This is a genomic window from Bacillus cereus group sp. MG20 (genome assembly GCF_040459885.1).
Taxonomy (GTDB): domain Bacteria; phylum Bacillota; class Bacilli; order Bacillales; family Bacillaceae_G; genus Bacillus_A; species Bacillus_A cereus.
The window spans coordinates 1,127,454-1,149,637 of record NZ_JARVHF010000001.1; the positions used below are offsets into that span (position 1 = coordinate 1,127,454).

Genomic DNA, 22,184 nt, shown 5'->3' on the forward strand with positions numbered 1-22,184 from the left:
ATTTTTATAAGGAAATCTGATACAATTCTTAAATAATATTATTATGTATAGATATAACGAACATAGTGCATAATTAAAGAAGGTGATTTCATTGAAATTAAATAAAAATTTACAATTATGTATATTAATCGGAACATTAATATGCTATTCAATCTATTTTATGTTTTTCTATCTGTTCCCTACTCATTTTTCAAATTCAGATGTACGCTTCGCTTCACTTGTCGTTGAAGCCATTACATTTGTATCACTAATTTACTCTATATATTCTAAAAAAGTCAGTTCAAATCCGTTTTGGATATGTATTACAATAGCAATTGGTAGTTTTTTATTAGGGAAAATAGTATATACATATCAAGATAGCTTCTTCGAAATTCCAATACATCGTTTTACGGTTTCTGATGTATTTTACATGTTTTTTCTATTTTTCTGTCTTATCGCTTTCTCCTATAAAATCTTAAAGGAATGCAATAAATGGGAAAAAGCGTTCTTTATTTGTGATATATGCATAGTGCTTACTTCCATATTTACATTAGAATGGTATTTATTTAATCAACCAAATTTAAATATATTCGCTCTTTCACTAGGAGATGTTTTCCTTTCATTTTTATATCCAATTGCAGATTTATTATTTCTACTGCTAGGTGTTAGTCTCTTTTTCCGTCCAACAATTTTTAATTCCAAACGGAAAATTTATATATTTATTTTTGTATTAATAAGTTCTGCAACTTTTAACTATATTTATTTTTACTTAAATAACCACTTATCAACAGAAACAATAACTTTATTACGTCTTTTATATAGAATACCTATATTACTTATTGCAATAGCTGGCTCTATTTCAGAAGATCATAATAGCCATAAAAATTATTTCATTGTAAACCCTATAATAGGAAAAAAAGCTTTAGTTGTATTTCCCTATCTTGCTGTTGCAATACTAATCGGGTTTACATTAAAAGAACAAACATCATCTTCAACTCTCATTACAGGGAATTGTATTACTTTTATTTTCGTACTCATTCGTCATTCTATCGTACGTATGCAAAACAATTCCTTAACAAAACGTTTACAGGCATTTAATGCCCAACTAGAAGAAAAAGTTACTGTACGGACGTCTGATTTAGTTCATAAATCAGAGGCTCTTTCTCAAAAACAACAAAAGTTTAAATCATTATATGAATATCATCCTGACCCTATTTTCACCATTGATTTAAATGGAACATTCTTAAATGTAAATAAGGCTGGGAGTGTACTACTTGGGGCACCAACGGATGAGTTACTAGGCGAAACTTGTTTTTCGATCATTTTAGATGAAGATAAGCATAAGCTAGCATTGGCATTAGAAAAAGTGAAACAACAAGAATCGGCATTCTTACAACTTAGTTCTCAATATAAAGATGGCTTTACTTATTTTTTATACGTTACAATCATTCCTATTATAATAGACGGACAAATTTCAGGAAGCTATATTATGGTGAAAGATATTACTGCACTAAAAAAACAGCAAGAAGAAATAAAATATTTAGCATTCCATGACACTGTAACGAAAATTGGGAACCGTGCCTTTTTCCATAAGAAATTAAAGAGAGTTATAAAAAATGCTAAAATAACAGAAAGCGAGTTTGCATTATTATATTTAGATTTAGATCGCTTTAAAGCAATTAACGATACACTTGGACATTCGTCAGGAGATTACATATTAGAAGAAGTAGCAAAGCGATTCCAATCATGTCTTCCATCACATACTCATCTTTCAAGAATCGGTGGCGATGAATTTACAATCATAATTGAAAACTATACTGACGAAGATTACTTATTCCAATTATGTAACCAATTATTTGAATGCATGAAAAAATCATTTATCATACATGAGCATAAATTAACTTTATCACTGAGTATCGGCATCGCTATTTATCCACATTCCGGAATCGATACCGCTACACTTTTGAAAAACGCTAATGTTGCAATGTATGATGCAAAAGCAAAAGAACTTAACTCTGTATCTATTTATGACGATGTAATCGCTAAAAAAATTGAAAGACGATTGCGATTAGAAAAAGATTTACCAAACGCACTACAAAATGAAGAATTGTTCCTTTTGTATCAACCTCAAGTTGATAGTGAATCTAATAAAATTATCGGTGCAGAAGCTTTAATTAGGTGGAATCATCCTGAATTAGGTATTATTTCTCCATACGAGTTTATTCCGATTGCAGAAGAAACACTACAAATTATTTCAATAGGTAAATGGACATTAGAGCAGGCTTGTAAGCAAATGAAACGTTGGCACGCACTCGGATATTCACATTTAAAAATAGGTGTAAATTTATCTGCTAAAGAATTTGAACAAGAGGATTTTGTAAAATCTATTTCTTCTACTTTAACAAATACAGGTTTACCAGCAAGCTCTCTTGATCTTGAATTAACAGAGCGAATTGCAATGATGGATGAGCGAGAAACATTGATAAAACTGCGTACACTAAAAAGTTTAGGGATTCACATTTCAATCGACGACTTTGGTACAGGTTATTCTTCGCTAGCCTACTTACCTTTATATCCAATTGATACGTTAAAAATCCCGAGAGAATTTATTACAATGTCTGAAACATGTGATGATGGAATGGAAATTATTAAAACGATCATCACATTAGCAAATACATTAGGAATGTCTGTCATTGCTGAAGGTGTAGAAACAAAAGAGCACGTAAATTTCCTTCAAAAAAATAAATGTCAGTTTATTCAAGGTTATTATTACAGTAAACCTATTCATATTCATGCATTTACTGAGCTATTAGAAAACGGCATTCACCGATAGTACATAACTAATTAGAATAAATAATAATGAATTTGAACAAATATAGTAAAAAGGAAAGAAGATACCTTCTTTCCTTTTGTTTTTCTATTTACATTTCTATTACTTCACCACTTCATTTATTATATCTATTATTTGATGAATTCCCTCATCATTTGTTTTCTTATATCCATTCATGTTTTGAATATATTTCTCTTTATTTGTATACAACTTATTTACTGCATGTATAAATGTATTCGTACTTACTCTGTCTTGGAGTATAACTTCAGCATATCCTTGCCGTGAAAAATATTCAGCATTTAAAACTTGATCTCCCCTACTGGAACTGTTAGTTAACGGGATAAGCAACATCGGTTTCTTCAAAAATAACAATTCAGAAATAGCAGTAGAACCCGCTCTAGAAACTACAACACTTGCCATATTTAGTATATGCGGCAACTCGTCGCCTATATATTCAAATTGCATATATCCCTCCATGCCAATAGATGGGTCTACCTTCCCTTTACCACATATATGAATAATATTAAAGTTTAATAGTATTGTATCTAAACATTCCCTTACCATATCATTTATCCACTTAGCACCTTGACTCCCACCCATAATTAATAATACTGGTTTATCTTGCTGAAATTCACAATATCTTCTTCCTCGTAATACGTTACCCTTCTCAATTTCTTCCCTTACAATTGGTCCTACATAAACCTTCTTCTCATTACTTACATTTTCTCCTGTCTGAGGAAATGTTGTGCATAGCTTTGTAGCAAAAGGTAATGCTATTTTATTGGCAAGTCCTAATGTGCTATCTGGTTCACGTATAATTATAGGCACACGATTTAACCATGCTCCTATAGCTACAGGAACTGAAACAAATCCTCCTGCTGAAAAGATAACGTCAGGCTTTGTTTTCTTAATTAATTTATAACTTTGTAAACAACCTCGTATAATTTTAAAAGGATCTTTAAAATTTTCCCAATCCCAATATCTCCTAAGCTTGCCCGTTGAAACACTATTGTATTTAACATTTTGCACTAATGATTTTTCAATTCCATTTTTTGATCCAATATACTCGACTCTCCAGCCTTTCTCTATAAATTTAGGAATTAATACAATATTAATCATAACGTGTCCGGCTGTACCGCCCCCAGTAAAAAGAATCGTTTTGCTCATAACTTATACCCACCTTTATTATTAAAAATCTATCTTTCTCTTTACCTTTTAAATGTAAATAAACTTATTATTTTTTATATAAATCTTTAACTCCACCTCTATATCTTGTAAAAGATCGTTAATGAGTTCATAAAAATCATTTCCATACTCACTACACTCGTATTGAGCAAAGATTTGAATTACATATCTAGTTTCCGTCTCTAATGCTGATTTTATTTGATTAACCCTTTTTTCTTCTACATACGCTTGATATTTATGTATTGCCTCATAAAGACGCAATACATGCGCTTCTTCATCTCTCCAATCCAACGTATCAACAATTGAAAGAAATAGCGTATTTTGATTATCTATTATTTCATAATCATTCATATATTTCTTACACCCTTTTTTGTTTTTCATTGCATGCAGATGTCACTACACTTCGCATACTCAAGTACATCTTTTAATGATTGATGAAATTCAATTTCTGGGATCCAACCTAACCTTTTTATTTCCTCTATTGCTAAACTCTCATTTGAGTCGCTCCCATTTTTCTCTGTTTCCTCTATAAAAAAATTTAGCTGTGTTAATTCTTTATATTGTTCTAGTACATTTAATAAAGATCGTTTTACTCCTGATCCGATATTATATTGTGTTCCATTTATTCCATCTCGTAATAACACATGATACGCTTTAATCGCATCACGTACATCTAGAAAATCTCTACTATCTTTCAAACTGTTTACTTCAATAATGGCTTTACTTCTACCTGATTCTATATCTATCATTTTCTTTGCGAGAATCGAACAAATGCCATTCGATTCCCCTGGACCAATTAAGTTTGAGGGCTTTGCAATGATAATATTTGAATCCATTAATCCTCCCCAAGCCTCTGCAATAATGACTTGCATCGTTTTACTTAAACTATATGGATTTGAAATTTTTATTTCGTTCATACTATCTGCTTGCAAAGCAGATCCTATAACTAATGTTCTACAATCCGAGGCTTCTTGCTTAATTGCTTCTAATAAATATAACGTTCCTATTACATTAATCTCTATATACTCAAGAGCAGCTGTCCAAGATTCTATAACCGAATTCCTTCCTGCTAAATGCAATACGTAGTCTGGCTTTACTTGTTTCATTACCTTCATTACTTCGCTCTTATTAGTTAAATTACAAGTAATACCATTTCTAATTTTTTCTCTATGTGCACGATTTTGAAACATAGGAATTACATGAAAGCCCTGCTCTAAAAAATATTGGCAAGCATGGCGTCCTGTGAAACCATTTGCACCAGTTATTAAAAGGCTCGCATTTTTTTTCATCGCAAAAACCCTCCTTTTAATAGCATTTGTTTCACCTCATGTTTTGCAAGCAAGTCTTGTTGAGAACTAAAACTCTTTACATCCACTAGCGGATAGCTAGAATAATATTCTTGAAGTCCTTCTATAGGAATAGTCGGTAGTACCACAAAATAATTTTGATCAAAACTTATACTTGTTTTACTCTCTACCTCAGATAGAAGCATTTCACTTAATTTTTCACCCGGTCTTATCCCTACCTCTTTTACCTTAACGTTTTTTTCTGAATCTTCAATTAACACTTCTGCTAAATCTGTTATTTTACATGCCGGCATTTTCATAACAAAGATTTCCCCGCCTCTACCTTGATATACTGCTTTAAATAACAATCCAACAGCATCTTCAACTGTTAAGAAAAATCTAGTCATATTCGCATCGGTAATCGCTACTTGTGAAGATCTTTTAATTTGTTGTTTAAAAAGCGGTACTACACTTCCACTCGTTCCTAAAACATTTCCACCACGAACACAAATGAATTTTGTTTTCTTCGTTTGTATATTCGCATGAACCATTAATTTTTCACCAATTGCTTTTGTCATCCCATACGTATTTGATGGATCAGCTGCTTTATCCGTTGAAACATATATAACTTTTTCAACTTGCGTCTGTGTAGAGGCTTCAATTACATTTTGCGTACCATGTATGTTAGTTTTTATAGCTTCATAAGGATAATACTCACATACTGGAACGTGTTTTAAAGCTGCAAGATGGAATACATAATGTACACCTTGGCATGCATAGACTAGTTGATCTTTATCACGAATATCTCCAATAATAAATTTTAGCCTATCATCATTTATAAACTGTTGCTGCATTTCAAACTGGACCGTTTCATTTCTTGAAAAAACTCTAATTTCTTTCGGTGATTTTTCTAATAGTTGTTTTATAAGTTCATGCCCCCACGAACCTGTACCACCAGTAATTAAAATTATTTTATTTAACATTCCTTTTCCTCCTACGAAACATCTCAATTTAAATAATATTTATTGAATTATTTTCAATTGATTCAAATCATAATCGTCGTTTGTTACATTTAATTGACAAAATAAAAAAACAGAAACTATTAAACTTAGTTTCTGTTTTTCATTTCACCTCACAACAGTAAGATTTTTTATACTGTTTGCATGATAAATAAATTCCTTGTAAAAAAACACCGCTCATTTATTTCTTATACTCGTAATAAAATAAATAGAATGATTCATAGCCAATAATCATGTTTAAATTTATGAAAAAGGGAGGTAACGGAATGGACCGAAACAATTCATATCATACATATAACGGACCTTCCAAAGCACTGCCTCTCTCCCTATTCGATGTAAAAAATGAATTGAAACAAAAAAGCAAACTTATTCCTTCTGATACCATGTATAAATTAACGAAAGAAGAGCAACTCATCATCAACAAAATAAAAATACAAACAGAACAGCTAAATAAAAATAATGTTACAAGAACACGCGCATACTACCAATTTTACATTCAATATCCAGAAATACATTGGGCACTGCTTGGGCATATGGTATCACGTAACGGCGGTTGGAATATGACTGATTTAAAGGGCGATTTATATACGAGAATTTTATCAGAGAAAGATCAATTCATATTTTTTTCTTTTTTAGAAAGAGGGAATTGGCTTATTTTCCAAGATGTATACCCTCAATTTTTACTTTACGAACAAAGTGTAAAGAGATCACAAAAGTTATTTCACCTTCTCCCTCACCTAAATGTTTCTACATTTATGGAAACGATGTGGAACGATTTTTGGAAAACAGGCAACAAAAAAACATTAGCGATTGCAACTATTGTTAATGAACAAAACTACTTAGAAAAAAGAGTGATTCAAAATGTACAATTTAAAAAGACTGTACTAAATAGTATTGGATTTAAACTCTTTGATTTCTTTCAGTTTAATCATATCCTTTTCCCATTCTACGAAAATGATAAAAAACAAAAAGTATTACTATTTGGTGATACAATGAAACATTTCACTTCCTTACATGAACGAATATTAATTGGAAAAAGATTGTATTCATTATTATTTCGAGATACACATGTTTTATCTCAAATAATAAGCTGGGCCCAACATCATCCGCATACAGGATCAAGGAAAGATTACTGGCCCCATTTATTTTCAAGTGTAAATGAATCTTTTTCCCGTGAGTTTTATAAGCGCCGAATAAAGAAATGCCAGTTGCGAATTGGCGCTTATCGTATATACAGTCCTTCACTCATCTATGCATGGCGAGATATGAAGCATGAAGAAGTTGACAGTGAAGATTGGTTTACCGATTGGCAAGTTGTAAATTACTTAGTTGATAAGGAGGAAAATATAAATGGACAAATTACAGAAGACTACTGCAAAACACTCGAAAAAATTGAACTCGCAATTCTCGCAAAGAAAAATGTCCTCCTCCGAGAAGAAGAATGAGTTTCTAGCATTAGTAGTTACAATCTTTCTCTCTTCTATTATTGGAACTTGTTTAGATGCTTTTTTTGTTCATAAACAAATATATTCCTTTCCAGCTAGACCCTTCTCATCCACATTTTCAGTTAATATAGCTTTTACATTGTTCGTACTACCGATTTTAACAGTTATCTTTATACACATTTCAAAAAAATTATCTAAAGTTTCTAGAATTCTATTTATTATTTCGATCGGTATTTGCGCTAGCCTTTTTGAACAGATTGCTGAAAGTTTAGATTTATTTGTACATAGTGCGAATTGGAACCATACATATTCTTTATTTGGTTATATGATTTTTTATTCTTTTATTTGGAACGTATATAATTGGATAAAAAAATAAAGAGACCATTATAGGTCCCTTCTTAAGCATACTCTTCCATTATTGCTAATGGTGCCAGTGTTTGAAGGCTTTTAGAGCGTAAACGATAGGCAACGACTTTCTTCTTATATTGCTTAATGACATCAACATGTTCTTCATAGCTATATAGCGAAAATCTAATCTCTTTATTCCCTTTCTTCGTATCAATGACTATTGGTGTCCCTTCTCCGTGCGGCGGGAAATAATGTTTATCTAAAAACAAAGCCTCATTAAATTCATGAATAACTTGTAGTTTCATTTCTCCCTCTATATTTTTTCCATCTATCGATATAGAAGTATTTTCCGCCTCAAGCTTTTGATGCAATTCAAATCTACTAATAATTGATTCTACAACAGAAGTGGGCATGCTAGAAACTAATACTTTAATAGCTCCAAAAACAAATAATGTAACTATAAACCATGTTGTCATTGTTATCATCTCCATTACATTTAAAAAATAAATTTCGTTCCATACGGTATTAGTATACTAATGAGTATTCCAGTTACAATCATCGTTACCGAACCGATTGTCGCCTCTTTCTCGCCTTCCTTCACTAAACGGCTCACACCGATAATATGTGATGCACAGCCCATTCCAACTCCTTTTCCAATCGTACTTGTTATACTGAAAAGCTTAAGTACTGTTGGTCCGATAATAGCACCTGTTATTCCTGCAACAACTACAAAACTAGAAGTCATAGATGGAATACCACCAATTTGATCCGCTAATGATAGGGCAATAGGCATCGTTGCTAACTGTGGTAAAGTAGTTAATATAAGTTCCTTATCTATATTTAAAATTCCGCCAATCACTACATTCATACTCGTTACAGCCACTATACCTATTACTACTCCAATAAGTATCGATAAAAAATTTTTCATAAGTATCTTTCGCTCTTTAAATAGAGGTATGGCTAATGCTACAATTGCAGGGCTCAATAAGCTTGAAAGAATGTCTCCTCCATTTTCCCTATACTCATGATGAGAAATACCAAAAATGAAAAATAAACAAATCATAATTGCCGTAACTGTTAACACCGGTAACGTAAATGCAAACGTAAATTTTTTATATAGCTTTGTCGCCAAGAAATAAATTGCTACAGTAATAATAATTAAGACCATTTGAATCGTGCACCTTGTCGATTTTATTTTTTTGTTGTTATTAATAATTGACTTATATACCCTGAAACAATCAAAGTTACTACAGTACTTGCAACTACTAAAAGGAATATAATACTCCCCTTACTTAAAAGAAAAGACCCGTATTCCATCAGCCCTGTTGTCGAAGGGATTAAAAATAACGGTAAAAATACGATTAACTTTTCCGCACCTAACTCAAACCATTTTAACGGTAAAATGCGAGTGAAAAGGAGCAGGAACAGCATTAACATCCCTATTAAACTTCCCGGTATTGATAGATGGAATATTTCCTGAATCCACGTACCCACTAAGCTAAATATATATAGCACGCCTACTTGAAGTAAAAGCATCACGTACTTCATTTCTTTCCCTCATTTCACTATTACACATCCATATTATGAAATTTCATTTAGCGTGTCGGCAAACCGTTTAATTCCAAGTTGAATTTGTTCTATATTCGCTCTACCAAACGTAAATCGTATATATTCATTTTTCGAACCTAAAACACTGCCCGGAACAAATGCGACACCATGCCGTATAGATTCACCTAATAAGTGATATTCATCAAACTTTCCTTTCACTTTACACCATACATGTATTCCACCCTCTGGCACGAAACATTCAACTCGGTCTCCCAATGTTCCTTCAAGCTCTGCAATTAATTCATCTCTTCTTTGCTTCAATTGTCCACGAAGTATCGTAATATGTGTATGAAAATCCTTTGATTCTAAAAATTGATTTGCTACCCACTGCGTAAATACACTATGGCCAAAATCAACTTGTTGCTTTGCATCTGCTAAACGCTCAATTACGCGTGTAGGACCAATTATCCATCCAATACGTAATCCTGATGCAACAATTTTTGATAATGAACTTATATAAAGAACATTTCCATTTTGGTCCATTGATTTTAATGTCGGGTTCACTTCTCCATTAAAAGAAATTAAACTATACGGATCATCTTCTACAATTGGTATACCGAACTCAGAAGACAGTTCTAAAATCTTTTTACGTCTCGCTAATGAAAGCACAGTACCTGTTGGATTTTGATAATCTGGATTCAAAAAGACCATACGAATACGATGCTTTTTGTGCAAATCGATTAAGTCATCTGGATTCATTCCATGCTCATCAACAGGTAAATGAAATATGTTTAAACCGGCCGATTTAAACATTGGAAGTGAAAAACAATATGAAGGATCTTCAATCGCAATCGCATCGCCAGGTTTTAATAAACATTGAACGATAAGATTAAGCGCCTGTTGTGCTCCAGACGTAATAAGAATAGAGCTTGAATCTGCTTCAATTTGTTTATATTGCTGAACATGTGCTGCAATTGTTTTTCTCAACATCTCATTTCCAAGTGGATGGTCATAGCCGAGATTTTCCATAAATGTTTTCTCCGCCAAAATTGTTCGAAATCTATCACTCGGAATTAATTCTGGTGACAGTTCACCACTCGCTAAATTAATTAAATCATCTTTTTGTGTTTCCGTTCGAATTTGTTGAACGAGTGGTACGTTAGGTAAGAACGATCCATCCTCCACGTACCTACCCCAGTTCGGTATTCGTTTATGTGAGACACCCCATATGTCTGTATTAACCCGTGTTCCGCTTCCCTTTTGCCGTTCTACTACTCCAAGTGATTTTAATTCTTCATACGCAGCTACTATTGTACTCCGGTTCACCTGTAATTCCTTTGCCAATATACGCTCAGAAGGTAACTTACTATCAGAAGGAAATTCACCTGAAGAAATGCCTCTTTCAATATAATCAGCAATTTGTTTATATACAGGTGTCTTATCTGCACGATTTGGTTTCCATTCCATCTAGTTTCCTCCTTTCAAAACGAACTATCCTCATTTTTTACTAACAGTATTCACCGTAAAAATAGTATTAATTAGTCACATTTTCTTATCCGTAAATGGATATATCCAAAATGGTTCTCTTTCTGATTACTCAATAGCTTCTGAAATTCCAACTTCATACTCTCATTTCAGTTCTTTTACAAACTATTAAATCATTACCGCGTACCATGTTACCCCGGCCAGTAGAACAAAAAGAAGAAGAATATAGATTGCAGATAAGTTTTTCACATTTCTTTTTGTAGACTTACCGTAATTCTCCTCCACGTTTCTTGCAACTAGTACAGTCCCAAATAGCGATACAATTACAATAATAACGACTAGTGAAATTGCAAAACTCATTGTCTTTTCACCTCTCTAAGACCCATCTATTTTAATTAAAGAACTTACATAAAAACCTTCCTCTTTAAAACGTTGATAACATACTACCTTTCTTCTCTTATCATAATAGATGTTTGCAAAAAGCGGACCAACCACTTTCGTGTTTTTTTGCTCATCCACTTAAAAAATAAAAAGCAACTGATCACTTAGGACCAGTTGCTTTTTTCACACGATAATTTTTCATTTAAAATTAATTCGATTTAAAAGTTTCGCCTTTTCATAATGAAACATCGACTGAGATAACTCAAAAATTGTTCCATTTACAAGATACACTGTATTTTCAATAAGAAGCGCCGGATCACCTTCATTTAATTCTAAAAGCTGTGCATTTTCTTTATTTACTTTTTCACAACTAATAACTTTATCAGCAAAACCAATATTTAATCGTAAATCTTCAATGAAATAACTGTATACAGAGCTTAATGCTATTTCTTCGTTCAAATATGGAATAATATCCTTTTTGAAATAACTTACTTCAATAGAGAATGGTTTAGCATCTACAATTCTTAAGCGCTTCAAAAAATACAACCTAGTTCCAGCTTCGCATTGCATCCGCTTTGCTATCTCTTCGTCCGCATCTATTACTTCCAGCTCTAACACTTTCGTTTCAATATTTTGTGAAACAAGATTTTTCGTTAATCCACGTAAACTTCCTAAATTAATGTAATCTGTTACAGAAGTTTCGCGTAAAAACATGCCACTACCTTGCACTTGAAAAATATAACCTCTATTCACAAGCTGACTAATTACTTTACGTATCGTATTACGGCTTACTTCAAATCGATTCATCAACGCTTCTTCTGTAGGTAGTTTTTTCGTTTCATTAAAAAGCCCATCTCGAATGTTTTGCTCTAACACATCTGCAATTTGTTTATACTTTGCACTCATACACTTTCTCCTAAAATACGCTTTTATCTGTTATAACTCTTCCCCTCTCGTTTCGATCACACGTTTATACCAATGAAACGAAAGTTTCTTCTTACGTTTTAAGTTATCATTATGATCGACAAAAATAAAGCCATATTGCTTTTTATATCCATTTAACCAACTTAAAAGATCAATCACTGACCATGCATAATAACCTTTTAAGTTAATTCCCTCTTCAATTGCACGCTTCATTACTTTTAAATGCGCTTCAATAAATTTAATTCTCGGAACATCTACAATTTCTCCGTCAATGATTGGATCTTCATCACCAAGTCCATTTTCCGTTACATACATCTTTATGTCACCGTAACGCGCTTTCAACATATGCAATCCCTCTAAGAAACCTTCGGGAGATATTTCCCATCCCCATTTTGTATATGTTTTATCATCCATTTTAACTGTTCGATAAAAACCATCAAAAGAAGGGTTACCTGGAGCAAGCGTTGAGTTTTCTCGAGAATGTTCCTCACTCTTTATATCCATATCGTATCTTTCTACTCGTATTGGTTGATAATAATTCAAGCCAATAAAATCATTTTCTTCTGCATTTTGTTTAATGATTTCTAATTCTTCAACCGTCCAATTAGGAGTCCATCCTTTTTCCTTTAATTGTTGTACAACATAAGACGGATACTCGCCCTTTAAAATTGGATCATAATACCAATACGTTTCATATTCATTCGCATGATTTGCTGCTTGTATATTTTCTTTTTGATCATCCACACTATAAGCAGGTAAGAAAACATGTGTAATCCCAATCTCACCATATTGTTTCAGCTGCTTGTACACCGCAACTGTTTTCGCATGTGCATAAAATACATAATGAGTCGCTTGAAAATACTTTGGAACATCATTTTGGATTCCTGGTGGATGTGCACCTTTTAAATAACCTAATCCACAAAACATTACTGTCTCATTAAAAGTAATCCAATGCTTAACTCTGTCACCAAATGCCTTAAAACAAGTTTCTGCATATTTTACGAAAGCCTCTGCTGTTCTTTTATTCGTCCATCCACCATCTTTTTCTAACGGTAATGGTAAATCCCAATGATATAAAGTGACAAACGGCACAATCCCGTATTTTAAACATTCATCAATTAAGTTGTTATAAAATTCAATCCCTTTTTCATTTACCTTTCCATCTCCAGTCGGCAATATTCTCGCCCAAGAAATAGAAAAACGATACGATTCTAATCCCATCTCAGCCATTAAGCGAACATCTTCCTTATATCGATGATAATGATCAACAGCTACATCACCATTTGTTCCATTGTATGTTTTGCCAGGAATTTTTGAAAACTCGTCCCAATTCGTAACACCTTTTCCATCTTCATTCCATGCACCTTCTACTTGATAAGAAGCTGAAGCAGCTCCGAATAAAAAATCATGTGGAAACTTCATAGTATATACCTCCATTTCATTACAACAAATCAAATTCATTCACATATATAAAATTTATAGGTACAAATTTTATATGTATGATTATATCTTATGTTTTTATTTTTTTCTATTATAAAAGTACAATTTCTATTGTTGGTTATTGGAAAAGAAATAAGAAGCGATATATTTTATCGCTTCTTACTCTCATCATCTTTATTCTTTTATTAATGACTTATTCGCTCTTATAACTTCTTGATACAATAATGGTGACCACTTTTCATTTATGTAGTCTTGAATTACCCAGCCCACTCTCAAAGGATTCTTTTGTTTTATATAGTTTGCAATTTCAGGATTTATATAAGAGGCATAGTAATACGGACTATTCCATGCTGTACCACCAGAAGACAAGCTTGTAAAATTAATATATAGATGATTTAAATCCTCGCTATTGTTCATAGTTTCATCCATCGTATCTTTAATAGATTTTACTTTCTCATCATAATTCACTTTATATTTATCTTGTACTGTTACATTTACATTTTGGTTTACAGTTGTGGTAAACGTCTCATTATCTGGCCAATAAAAATTATTATATCCTCCAGATTCATTACTACCACTATATCTTTTTAGTAGTACAATTTTCCCACGAGCATCTCCAAGTTTTATATTTCCTTCTGTTTTTAAAAAGATAGGATCAACAAAATAATTTTTTTCAAACGTACTACTAAATGAACCTTCTGCCCCTTTCATATCCTCATACTCTTTTTTTAAAGACATAATAATTGTTTCACTCGGGTTATCTTTTAAAAATTGTTTCGCTTCATTTATGAATTCATGCAGTGTTACGTAAAGATATAATGGCCCATGATGAAGAACTATCGTATTATCATCTGTTAAACGTCCTCTTATATCAAAAATGCGAGCTCCATGGTCCATTTGATAGCGAAAATCATATTCTTGCGTCATTCCCCACACTTGCTTAATCGGATTTTGCAACTTGAACGTCCCACTATCGTGTGTTCCTGGAATTGAAATTCGTGCTAACGGGATATTATCAGGTATAGGTTGCATCCATTTTGACCAATTTTCAAGCTCATTAACAGAGCTAGCTGCAACTACTCTCTTATCATGTAAAGCAAATACAAATGTGATAAATATTGTACTACATATGAATAATTTCAAAATTAACTTCTTATTGCTCATTATTATCCCTCACTTTTTCTGTTTTTACATCAAACTTATTGAATATAATATAAGCTAGTTCATAAAAAATAAATAACATTTCATCAATATGAAATATTGCATAGAAGTAAAGTTAAAAAATCATTCACATATACTAAATTAGAAAAATTTAAAGGAACTTCATCTGAAGTTCCTTTTGCTTATTTTATGTTCAATACATATGAACCATCTTTATTCTCATATTTATAGACGTATAAATAATATTTCCCTGGCTTTGCATTATAAGTTCCTTTAACTACATTTCCTTCATTTTCACCATATGCTACATAGTTATTTAAATCTGATTCATGATGAAGTACCCATGTCATTCCGATATTTTGTTCATTTAGTAGAGAAATATTAATATTTTCCGGTGAGTCAATTTGGAAAGTAAATACATCTACTCTATCACTATTATGTAGCGTTCCTTTCACCGGTGTATGAAAGTTAACTTTATTTGCCTGTCTAGGCTCATTGTTTGGTTCATTTTCTGTTACTTGTAACTCATTTCCACCGTTTGATTTTCTTTGTTCATAACCTAAGTTTACTAGTATAGACTTCAAATCTGGTAAAACACCAATTTTATCTGCATATGGATCTTTAGATTTTGTTCCTGTGCTCTGGTTGCTTAATATTGCTCTTAGTTCACTTGGTCTATATGGTTGTCCTAAATTTTCTTTAGCAATGCTTTGTACTAAAGTCGCTGCCCCAGCAATAATTGGCGAGGCACTAGATGTTCCGCTAAAGCTTGAAGTATAAAGATTTACAGCACTTCTACTTTGCTCGGCTGTAGTTGTATCTACATTTTCTCCCCATCCGTACACATCAATACGGCTTCCATAATTCGAAAACCACATACGTTCATGAGGGAAAGATGAAGAGCCAGCTCCTACCATAATTGCACCCGAATCTTTAAAATCTTTACTATTACGATTTAAGACTTGCTTACCTTTTCTATCTTTGAACTGATCTAAATCATTCCACCCATTTGCTCCAGCCTCTATAATTACAATTCCCTTATCTGTACCAGCACGAATTGCATCAAAAATATCTGGTTGTACTTCAACAGGTAAATATTTATCACCATATCCATCAAAGGATGCTTGCGCCTCTAATAATAAAACATCCCCAGCTTCTAACTGATTTACAGCGCTTAATATTGCATCAGCCGTATTATACTGTCCGTTATCTCTTATTTGAGAGATAACCTTTGCTTTCGCTTTTGGCGCAATCCCAATATTCCCGACTTCATTGTCCTCAGAGGATACAATTCCTAGTACAGACGTCCCATGACCGACATGCTGATTTATATTTCTTCCAGACATTAATTCAATATTTTGATGTAATAAATCCTCATGATTTAATAGCCATCCGTATTCCATATCAACAAAAGTAATACCATTTCCATTACCGCCTTGAATTCCCCAGGCGAAAGGCGCATTAATACCGTATGGGGCTGCTTCAAGATAACCTTGTTTTTTAAATCTAGGATTGTTATTAGGATTAAGAGCTACACTTGATGATTGCACTTCAGGTGGCATTATTTTCTCTTGTTTCTTCATATACGCATCTTCTATTAAAGAAGATGCCTTTAACTTATCTACTATTTCTTCTTCATACCCACTATTTTGATTTTGAAGAATATAGTAGTTTAATAGACTTGTAGATACATGATTAGGTGCTTTCACTTCAAGGTTTTGTATTTGTTCCGGGCTTACAGATGTGAATAAACGAGTAAATGTTACATCTGGATATTCTGTCAAAAGATCTTTTATTACTTTATCATTCGTTTGAGATTGTATTTGTTTTTCAATACCATCTTCATATGGCAAATCCAAATCCGCTTTAAATTTTACAATGATTTGCTTATCTGTTTCTTGTTCTATCCCTAATTTACTCTGCTGTTCTATAGAATCAGCATATACACTATTGATAGTGCCTCCTGTTCCTAAAAGTGTTGTAATGATTACAGTTGACGCACACATTTTTTGAAATATTTTCATTACATCAATCCTCCTATTAATAATTATTAATCATTATATTAATCTATAATGATTAATTCTATAACGTATTCCCTTTCTACTAAATAGATTATAGTAATCAGAAATATGAACTTCAATGTATTTTCATATGCAATATTTCATATTCTGACTCTACACTAAACGAATATGAAACTTATAGTGATTATTTATTTTATATGTGCTAATATACTTACATTAATATATTACGCATATACACATTTCAAACTACATTACTTAATCGTTTCACCTTAATTTTTTCTTAGGAGGATTTACAATGAAATTACTAAAAATAAAACATATAATTCCTTTATCTGCGGCCGCAATTACATTCGTATGTAGTCAAAGTACAGCTGAAGCTTCTACCATTCATACAGTAAAAAAGAACGATACACTTTGGGGCATTAGTAAACAATACGGAGTTTCAATACAATCCATTAAACAGGCTAATAATAAAGGAAACGATAAAACCTTTATTGGCGAACAGTTACATATTCCAGGGTCCGTGAAATCAAATGAAATCACTGTTCCTCAAAACGCCAAGCCTGCGAACATTTCTGAACAAATTATTTATCAAGTACAACCGGGAGATTCATTAGAAACGATAGCAAAGCGTTATAATGTCACTGTCCAATCTATAAAACAAATTAACAATACAGTCGGAAACAAGCTTTATACAGGACAACATTTAAAAATCAACTCAAGTATTTCACAAAAAGAAAAAGACTTAATGGCACGCTTAGTTACCGCTGAAGCAGGTGGCGAATCCTATAAAGGAAAAGTAGCAGTAGCCAAAGTTATACTAAATCGTGTAAATGCAAAAGGTTTTCCAAATACAATAACAGGCGTTATTTATGAACCTATTAAATACGGATATGCATTTACTCCTGTTACAGATGGAAGAATTAATCAACCTGCAAGTGCAGAAGCAAAAATGGCTATAGAAGAGGCTATCTCCACAAATGGAGTAGATTCAGACTGGATTTATTTCTACAATCCAAAAACATCAACGGACAAGTGGATTACGACACGTCAAACAGTAGCAGTAATTGGTAACCATGTGTTTGCTAAATAAGATTTAAAATCATTAACAGGCCTCTTCACTTAAAAGGTCTGTTTTTTTATATGTAAGATGTTATTAATCATATGACATAGTGATTTTTTAAACTATTTCTTCTTTCAAATAAAAATTTTTGTATTTACTCCACCACTCGGAGAAATTAATAAAGCATCAAGTTCAAAAACTCCCACTTTATTAATAAAAGCTATTTCTTACCTTCATAAAATTGTTATACACTAGAAAAATAAAAAACAAACTATTCGTTAGCAGGTGAAAGAATATGTATGATGTTACAATTATCGGCGCTGGAGTAAGTAGCATTTTTATGGCTTATTCACTAGCTAAAAGTAACAAAAAAGTTTTAATTCTTGATAAAGGTAAAGCGCTAGAAGATCGCCATTGTCCTTTAGACGAAGGAAAAGTGTGTAATTGTACTACATGTGATAAATATTTCGGGTTTGGTGGTTTAGGCAAATCTGAAGGGAAATTTAATTATACAAACGGATTTGGCGGAGAACTTGAGAAAAAAGTCGGTAAAGAGGGTTTTATACAACTCATGGCTGAAGTAGATGAAATTCTATGTCAGTTTGGTGGAAGTTCGGTTTCAAAATATTCTACTGAAAATTCAAGTCTCACTAAGAGAGCTGAAGCGTGTGGTTTACAAATGCTAACAACAGAAGTAAGACATCTTGGTACTACACTTTCCAGTAACATTTTTCAGCAGCTCTATGAATTTTTACTGACGAAAATAAAGATCCAATTTCATATAGATGTACAACATATTCTGAAACAGGAAGATCATTTTACAATAGATACAAATCAAGGAACAGTTCAAACTAAGCAACTAGTATTTGCAACTGGGCGCTCTGGGGCCGATTGGTTAAAAGAAATGTGCAGTTCCCTAAATATTTCTCAGGAGCAAACACGTGTAGATTTAGGAATTAGAGTAGAAATGAAAGAACATCAATTACGTTCTATATTAAAAGATACTTTTGAAACAAAACTTTCTTATCAAGGTGAGCATTTCACAGCAACTACTTACTGTATGAATCCAAAAGGACGCATCATTCGAAAGTACGAAGAAGGTTTAGTTATGCCTGACGGTCAAAATTTTCGAGAGCAAGGAACTGGCACTTCTAATTTAAATTTCACTTTATTTATTCCTCGCTATTTTCCAACTCTCAAAGAAGCAAATGTATACGCAAGTTCAATTATTAAAGGCATTAACCAAGGACGAGATCGGGTTGTTATACAGCGCTTAGAGGACTTACTAAAGAAACAACCTACAGCGGAAAACAGCATGGAACATAGCCGTATACAGCCTACACTACAGGGGGATTATGGAGATTTGAATCAAGAAATTCCTCAATTATATATTGAAGGGCTCAAAGAATTTTTATTACGTTTAGAACAATTTATACAAGAACCTATTGATCAACATACTTTACTATATGGAATTGATGGAAAGTTCTATGCTCCTACGATAAAAATTAATAATCATTTTGAAACTAGTATACATGGGCTATTTTTAATTGGAGATTGTTCAGGCGTTACGCACTCATTATCTCAAGCAGCTGCAAGTGGTCTGTATGTTGGAAAGTACTTATCTGACATTTAATTTCTATCATTAAGATTCTAGTCAAATATTCCTAATTTCAAAACACTTTACTTATATAGTAAAAATATATTAATAAGCCCTCCTATCCTTCCCGGCTAATGATTAACCGACAAAAAATCGGAATTTTACAAGATACATATGTAATATAACTACATATTTAAAACTGTTGGTATTCAATTCTAATAAATTGAATGTCAACAGTTTTAAAAGTCTCTATCCATTTTCACTTTCATTTGTTCGATATTTTGTAACATCATCATAGTGTTTAATATGGTAGGATGTCTATAAGTCAATTTCACTACAACTATGACTGGTTCTGCCCGTTTCTCAAAAAGAGTTATATTTATGCTACTACGCTTTAAAAATCCCCATTGTATGTATATGAATACTTCAAATTATTCCCTTTAGAAAACAGAGTCTAAATGGTTCATTACACTCTAATAGTTATAAAAACATAATATATAACTTCAGTTAAATAAATTGTATAAAGAAGGTGTAAAAATGAAGAATAAAATAAATTTACAAATGCAAAATATAAGCTTTGTTATAATAATGGCTTTAGCAGTATGGTTAAAAACATATCTTATTACGCGATTCAGTTTTGATTTAAAAATCGAGTCTTCAACGCAAGAGCTTATTTTGTTTATTAGTCCTCTAGCCGCATCATTAGCATTTGTTGGATTAGCATTATTTTCAACTGGTGAAAAGCGAAATTATATAGCGCTATGTATTAATTTCTTATTAACAATCGTACTCGTTGGAAATGTAATGTTCTATGATTTTTATAGTGATTTCGTTACATTACCAGTACTTGGACAAACCTCAAACTTTGGACAATTAGGCGGCAGTATTATAGAAATATTAAACTACAAAATTATACTCGCATTCGTAGACATTGTTTTCTTCTTTATTTTATTAAAAAAGAAATCATTGGTCTTTAAAACAGAACGTGTAACTCATTCTACACGCTTGTTATACTTTCTTTTAACAATTGGTGTATTCTTTGCGAATCTACATCTTGCAGAAAAAGAGCGCCCTGAATTATTAACGAGATCATTCGACCGAGTAATGCTTGTCAAAAATTTAGGCCTATATACTCACCAAGTATATGACTTAACACTGCAAGTAAAAGCCGGTTCACAAAAAGCGCTTGCTGATAGTAGTAAATTACAAGAAACTGAAAACTACGTAAAAGCAAACCAAAGCGAGCCAAACCCTAATATGTTTGGTACAGCGAAAGGAAAAAACGTAATTGTCGTCACTCTTGAATCCTTGCAAACCTTCTTAATAGGCGCATCAGTGAACGGGCAAGAAGTTACACCATTCCTAAATGAATTCATAAATGAAAGTTATTACTTTGATAACTTTTTCCATCAAACTGGTCAAGGGAAAACATCTGATTCTGAATTTCTAATCGATACGTCGTTGTATCCATTAAATCGAGGAGCTGTATTCTTTACACACGGTAACAATGATTATACTGCAACTCCAGAAATTTTACGTCAGCAAGGTTATTTCACTTCTGTATTTCATGCGAATAACGCAACATTTTGGAATCGTAATATTATGTACTCTGCTCTTGGTTATGACCGTTACTATAATGAGCTTGATTACAAAATCACACCAGAAACAAATTTAAATTGGGGATTAAAAGATATCGAATACTTTGATCAATCAGTAGATATATTAAAAACTGTTAATCAACCATTCTATGCCCGTTTCCTTACTTTAACAAACCATTATCCATTTACGTATGATGAAGATACAAAATTCATTGAACCATACAACTCTGATAATGGCGTATTCGATCGTTACATCGTAACAGCACGTTACTTAGACGAATCCATTAAAAAATTTATTGAACGTCTAAAGGCCGAGGGGCTTTACGATAATTCTATTATTGTGTTATACGGTGATCATTATGGCATTTCCGAAAAACATAATCGTGCAATGGCACAGTTTTTAGAAAAAGATCAAATAACAGAATTTGATACTTTAAATTTACAACGTACACCTTTATATATTCATATTCCTGGACAAACAGAAGGTCAAACTATTTCAAAGCCTACGGGACAAATCGATATGAAACCTACTATTCTAAATTTATTAGGTGTTGATTCTACGAATGATATCCGTTTTGGCCATGATATGTTTTCAGATGAATATACTGGCTTTGTTGTTTTACGTGATGGTAGCTTCGTTACAGATAAGTATGCATACAAAAACAACACTTTCTACGACCGTATAACAGGTGAAATTGTAGATTTACCAAAAAAAGAAGCTCAAACCCTCATTAAACGTGCCCAAAATGAATTACGAATGTCTGACAAAATTATTGAAGGCGATTTATTACGCTTCTCAGAAAGCAATAAAATTAAAACTGGCGAAGTACAAACTAAAATTAAAGAAACAGAAAAATAATCTATATATGAAAAA

At 32.4% G+C, this 22,184-nt stretch carries 19 protein-coding genes; 6 read left to right on the forward strand and 13 right to left on the reverse strand.

Features of this window, described 5'->3' with window-relative positions:
- The first annotated feature begins 91 nt into the window (after positions 1-91).
- Positions 92-2,812, forward strand: coding sequence for a sensor domain-containing protein (locus QCI81_RS05685; RefSeq protein WP_000773568.1), 2,721 nt, complete (start codon positions 92-94; stop codon positions 2,810-2,812).
- A 99-nt stretch (positions 2,813-2,911) separates the two neighbouring features.
- Here the strand turns inward: QCI81_RS05685 and QCI81_RS05690 are convergent, their stop codons facing one another.
- The 4 genes from QCI81_RS05690 to QCI81_RS05705 are packed head-to-tail and all read right to left on the reverse strand — an operon-like array spanning position 2,912 to position 6,263.
- Positions 2,912-3,976 carry an undecaprenyldiphospho-muramoylpentapeptide beta-N-acetylglucosaminyltransferase gene (locus tag QCI81_RS05690; protein ID WP_053563777.1) on the reverse strand — a complete coding sequence of 355 codons (1,065 nt, stop codon included), beginning with the start codon at positions 3,974-3,976 and terminating at the stop codon, positions 2,912-2,914.
- Positions 3,977-4,024: 48 nt separating this feature from the next.
- On the reverse strand, positions 4,025-4,375 hold the full coding sequence (locus QCI81_RS05695) for a DUF6572 domain-containing protein (RefSeq protein ID WP_015055176.1): 351 nt from the start codon (positions 4,373-4,375) through the stop codon (positions 4,025-4,027).
- Positions 4,372-5,283, reverse strand: a complete 912-nt coding sequence (locus QCI81_RS05700; protein ID WP_071729853.1) for an SDR family oxidoreductase — start codon at positions 5,281-5,283, stop codon at positions 4,372-4,374. Before QCI81_RS05700 ends, QCI81_RS05695 begins: the two co-directional genes overlap by 4 nt.
- Entirely contained in the window at positions 5,280-6,263 is a 984-nt protein-coding gene (locus tag QCI81_RS05705) for a UDP-N-acetylglucosamine 4,6-dehydratase family protein (protein WP_071729851.1), read from the reverse strand. Before QCI81_RS05705 ends, QCI81_RS05700 begins: the two co-directional genes overlap by 4 nt.
- Before the next feature lie 302 nt (positions 6,264-6,565).
- Here QCI81_RS05705 and QCI81_RS05710 point away from each other — a divergent pair, with 302 nt between their 5' ends.
- Both QCI81_RS05710 and QCI81_RS05715 read left to right on the forward strand, forming a co-directional pair.
- The gene (locus QCI81_RS05710) at positions 6,566-7,744 is read left to right on the forward strand and encodes a DUF2515 domain-containing protein (RefSeq protein WP_071729849.1); all 1,179 of its coding nucleotides are present in this window, start codon (positions 6,566-6,568) and stop codon (positions 7,742-7,744) included.
- The gene (locus tag QCI81_RS05715; protein WP_071729848.1) at positions 7,719-8,120 is read left to right on the forward strand and encodes a CBO0543 family protein; all 402 of its coding nucleotides are present in this window, start codon (positions 7,719-7,721) and stop codon (positions 8,118-8,120) included. The genes QCI81_RS05710 and QCI81_RS05715 overlap by 26 nt, the downstream gene beginning before the upstream one ends.
- A 22-nt stretch (positions 8,121-8,142) precedes the next feature.
- Here the strand turns inward: QCI81_RS05715 and QCI81_RS05720 are convergent, their stop codons facing one another.
- From QCI81_RS05720 to QCI81_RS05760, 9 genes are all read right to left on the reverse strand, one after another.
- On the reverse strand, positions 8,143-8,568 hold the full coding sequence (locus tag QCI81_RS05720; protein WP_071729846.1) for a YfmQ family protein: 426 nt from the start codon (positions 8,566-8,568) through the stop codon (positions 8,143-8,145).
- Between the two features lie 20 nt (positions 8,569-8,588).
- The gene (locus tag QCI81_RS05725) at positions 8,589-9,260 is read right to left on the reverse strand and encodes an LrgB family protein (RefSeq protein ID WP_065229232.1); all 672 of its coding nucleotides are present in this window, start codon (positions 9,258-9,260) and stop codon (positions 8,589-8,591) included.
- A 23-nt stretch (positions 9,261-9,283) separates the two neighbouring features.
- On the reverse strand, positions 9,284-9,640 hold the full coding sequence (locus QCI81_RS05730; protein WP_071729844.1) for a CidA/LrgA family holin-like protein: 357 nt from the start codon (positions 9,638-9,640) through the stop codon (positions 9,284-9,286).
- Positions 9,641-9,673: 33 nt separating this feature from the next.
- Positions 9,674-11,107 (reverse strand): MocR-like pyridoxine biosynthesis transcription factor PdxR, encoded by a 1,434-nt coding sequence (gene pdxR / locus QCI81_RS05735; RefSeq protein ID WP_071729842.1) that lies wholly within the window; start codon positions 11,105-11,107, stop codon positions 9,674-9,676.
- A gap of 186 nt (positions 11,108-11,293) precedes the next feature.
- Positions 11,294-11,485, reverse strand: a complete 192-nt coding sequence (locus QCI81_RS05740) for a hypothetical protein (protein ID WP_000006458.1) — start codon at positions 11,483-11,485, stop codon at positions 11,294-11,296.
- Between the two features lie 219 nt (positions 11,486-11,704).
- Positions 11,705-12,412, reverse strand: coding sequence for a GntR family transcriptional regulator (locus QCI81_RS05745; protein ID WP_001274912.1), 708 nt, complete (start codon positions 12,410-12,412; stop codon positions 11,705-11,707).
- Between the two features lie 30 nt (positions 12,413-12,442).
- The gene (locus tag QCI81_RS05750) at positions 12,443-13,852 is read right to left on the reverse strand and encodes a glycoside hydrolase family 1 protein (protein WP_000671628.1); all 1,410 of its coding nucleotides are present in this window, start codon (positions 13,850-13,852) and stop codon (positions 12,443-12,445) included.
- A 192-nt stretch (positions 13,853-14,044) separates the two neighbouring features.
- A complete protein-coding gene (plcA, locus tag QCI81_RS05755; RefSeq protein ID WP_000066297.1) occupies positions 14,045-15,034 on the reverse strand; it encodes a phosphatidylinositol diacylglycerol-lyase in 990 nt (329 codons plus the stop codon).
- Positions 15,035-15,213: 179 nt separating this feature from the next.
- Positions 15,214-17,055, reverse strand: coding sequence for a S8 family peptidase (locus QCI81_RS05760; protein WP_071729838.1), 1,842 nt, complete (start codon positions 17,053-17,055; stop codon positions 15,214-15,216).
- 292 nt (positions 17,056-17,347) lie between these two features.
- Here QCI81_RS05760 and QCI81_RS05765 point away from each other — a divergent pair, with 292 nt between their 5' ends.
- From QCI81_RS05765 to QCI81_RS05775, 3 genes are all read left to right on the forward strand, one after another.
- Positions 17,348-18,145 carry a cell wall hydrolase gene (locus QCI81_RS05765; RefSeq protein ID WP_071729837.1) on the forward strand — a complete coding sequence of 266 codons (798 nt, stop codon included), beginning with the start codon at positions 17,348-17,350 and terminating at the stop codon, positions 18,143-18,145.
- A gap of 265 nt (positions 18,146-18,410) precedes the next feature.
- The gene (locus QCI81_RS05770; protein ID WP_071729835.1) at positions 18,411-19,748 is read left to right on the forward strand and encodes an NAD(P)/FAD-dependent oxidoreductase; all 1,338 of its coding nucleotides are present in this window, start codon (positions 18,411-18,413) and stop codon (positions 19,746-19,748) included.
- A 501-nt stretch (positions 19,749-20,249) separates the two neighbouring features.
- Complete coding sequence (locus QCI81_RS05775; protein ID WP_071729833.1) at positions 20,250-22,169, forward strand: LTA synthase family protein; 1,920 nt, start codon at positions 20,250-20,252, stop codon at positions 22,167-22,169.
- Positions 22,170-22,184: the final 15 nt, after the last annotated feature.